Origin of the sequence: Vibrio sp. OPT46 (assembly GCF_015163535.1) — a bacterium.
In the GTDB taxonomy this organism is placed as follows: Bacteria; Pseudomonadota; Gammaproteobacteria; order Enterobacterales; family Vibrionaceae; genus Vibrio; species Vibrio alginolyticus.
This window is the reverse complement of record NZ_JADDYG010000183.1, coordinates 34790-37733: the sequence shown is the minus strand read 5'-3', so window position 1 is coordinate 37733 and position 2944 is coordinate 34790. Positions and strand designations below refer to the sequence as shown.

Here is a 2944-nt window from a genome sequence, read left to right as displayed (position 1 = left end):
CAAAAAGAAGGCGATACGGCTATGGTGGACTTCTACGATATTTTCAATCATCGCTTATTATCTCTTTATTATCGATGTTGGCAACTGAGTCAGCTGACAGTTCAATCTCGTGCGCATGCGCAGGGCGCGCGTTCGCCGTTAGAAAGCTGTAAATCGGCATTAACTGGGGAAGGGAGTTCACTGTCCCTGCACTATGGTGGTGTGTTTGCTTCACCAGTGAGAAGTAAAGGTGGACTAAAAAGTATTCTTGAATGTTTATCTGGATGCCAAGTAAAAGTTCATGAATTTCAAGGACAATGGTTACACCTTACGAAAGAAGAGCAAACACGCCTTGCATCCCGAACTATGCCTGAAGGGCAGTTTGCTCAACTTGGTTTAGGAGCGTCTTTGGGTTCGAAAGCATGGAACATCAACGCGGGGACAACAATAGAATTTCTGCCAAAAGATAAACAGCTAGTTAGTAAATTGCTTCCTAACCAACCCAATATAGCAATCATTAAGAACGCTGCTTATGAGTTGATTGGAAAACATAAACAACTGAAGTGGCAGCTCACCACCAAACATAGTTTGCTACCACAAGCTTGTTTATCGAAACAGCAGGGGCAGTTAGGTATTGGTTCTGTGCTTAAAAAACACGAACGTACAAAAGATCGAACTATAACAATTACTATTTAAAGGAAATGTAATGGCTTCACTCTCACTTTCAGCGTTGGTCGAAAGATTGTCTCCTCAGGCTAAGGAAACACTTGAACAGGCAGCTGCGATGGCAAGCTCCCGAACTCATCACAGTATTGAAATGTCTCACTGGTTAATGATGATTATCCGCCATCCTGACGATATTTACTCTGAAGTTTTTGACGAATTTGATGTCGATAAAATCAAGGTTGAAACCGATATTCAAAAGGCATTAGAAAAATACAAAACAGGATGCCAGTCGGTGCCTGGGCTATCAGCTCATACGGTGACTGTTATGCAAAATGCCTTGTTGTCTGCAACCATTGAATTCAATCAAGAACAGTTGGGGTGCATCCATCTTTTATTTGCCTACTTGTCTGATGATACGTTAGTCAACATGGCTGGTTCGATTAGTCCTGAACTAAACAAGATAGAACCATCTTGCTTATTGAACTTTAAAGAAAGTAATGCGCCTCAATCAAGATCGAATGACTTAGCGCAGTCAAACGCGAATTCCGCCTTGAATCAATTTACAACAGACCTTACTGAGCAAGCTAGGGAAGGTAAAATAGATCCGGTGATTGGTAGAGATAATGAAATTCGTCTAATGATCGATATTTTATTAAGACGCCGACAAAACAACCCGATTCTTACCGGAGAAGCTGGTGTTGGAAAAACAGCCGTTGTTGAAGGTTTGGCGCAAAAGATCATTGATGGCGATGTACCTCCCGCTCTGCAAAATGTGGCGATTAAGTCTCTGGATTTGGCATTACTGCAAGCCGGCGCAGGCATGAAAGGTGAGTTTGAAAACAGGCTTAAGAACCTTGTGAAGGAAGTAAACGACGCTCCACAGCCTATTATATTGTTCATTGATGAAGCTCATGGCCTAATTGGCGGTGGTGGGCAAGCGGGCCAAGGTGATGCGGCGAATATTCTGAAGCCAGCATTAGCGAGAGGCGAACTCAGAACGATCGCAGCAACTACGTGGGCAGAGTATAAAAAGTATTTTGAAAAAGATGCAGCTTTAACTAGGCGTTTTCAAGTCGTAAAGGTTGATGAGCCAGCCCCTGAGCTCGCGATCGAAATGTTACGAGGCTTACTTGATGTAATGGCACAACACCACGATGTTCATATCACTAACCAAGCTCTCAATGCAGCGGTCCAACTCTCAGCTCGATACATTAATGGTCGTCAACTGCCAGATAAGGCGGTTTCTGTTTTGGATACGGCCTGTTCTCGAGTTGCGTTAAGTCAGTCATCTACACCGGGAGGTCTAGATGCGAAAAGAAACAAACTTAAAGCAAAGCAAGCTGAGTATGAGCATCTTAGCCAAGAGAATCGATTAGGAGCATCTCTTGATGTGCAGCTCCAAGGTGTCCGAAAAGAGATTGATGCGCTATCTAATGACATTATTGAATTAGAGGTACTTTGGGAAAAAGAAAAAGAATGGGTAAGTGAAGCTAAGTCACTTAGAACCCAAATAATCCAGGAGGGTTCTGAAACTGCGAGAGACAAGTTACAAGAGCTTGAAAATAACCTTTCCGCTAACTCACAGCCCTTAGTTTTTTCGCATGTAAATGAAGCGCTAATCGCAGAAGTTATTTCGGATTGGACCGGTATACCGTTGGGTAAACTTCAGGATGATGAAATCCAAGCAGTATTGGGTTTGAAAGAAAGTTTGTGTAAGCGAGTTGTCGGGCAGGATCACGCTTTAGAGCTCATGTCTGAAGTGATAAAAACTGCGAGTGCGCAGCTCACGGATGAGACACGACCAAATGGTGTATTTCTCCTAACCGGACCAAGCGGAGTGGGTAAAACCGAATCGGCTTTGGCGATTGCAGAGAAAGTCTATGGTAGTGAAGAAAATGTCACGACTATCAATATGTCGGAATTTAAGGAAGAGCATAAAGTCTCATTGCTATTAGGTTCTCCTCCTGGTTATGTCGGTTATGGAGAAGGAGGTGTACTGACTGAAGCTGTTAGACGTAAACCTTATAGTGTAATTCTCCTCGATGAAATGGAAAAAGCGCACCCTGGTGTTCAAGATATTTTTTATCAGGTGTTTGATAAAGGCTCAATTAAAGACGGTGAAGGTCGAGATATAGACTTTAAAAACACTATTATTATTATGACCGCGAACACAGGGACCGAAACGACGATGTCTTTGTATTCTGATCCTGATTTATCTCCTGAGCCGTCAGCACTAAAAGATGCTTTACGCGATGATTTGTTGGTCGACTTTAAACCTGCATTTTTAGGGCGTGTGAAC

The 2944-nt window shown here is 42.9% G+C and carries 2 protein-coding genes; both read left to right on the top strand.

The window, feature by feature from the left end:
* The coding region (locus tag IQR33_RS08590; protein ID WP_193843628.1) for a type VI secretion system baseplate subunit TssG at nucleotides 1-675 on the top strand (675 nt) is incomplete at its 5' end.
* Nucleotides 676-685: 10 nt separating this feature from the next.
* On the top strand, nucleotides 686-2944 hold a 2259-nt coding region (tssH, locus tag IQR33_RS08585), incomplete at its 3' end, for a type VI secretion system ATPase TssH (RefSeq protein WP_193843627.1).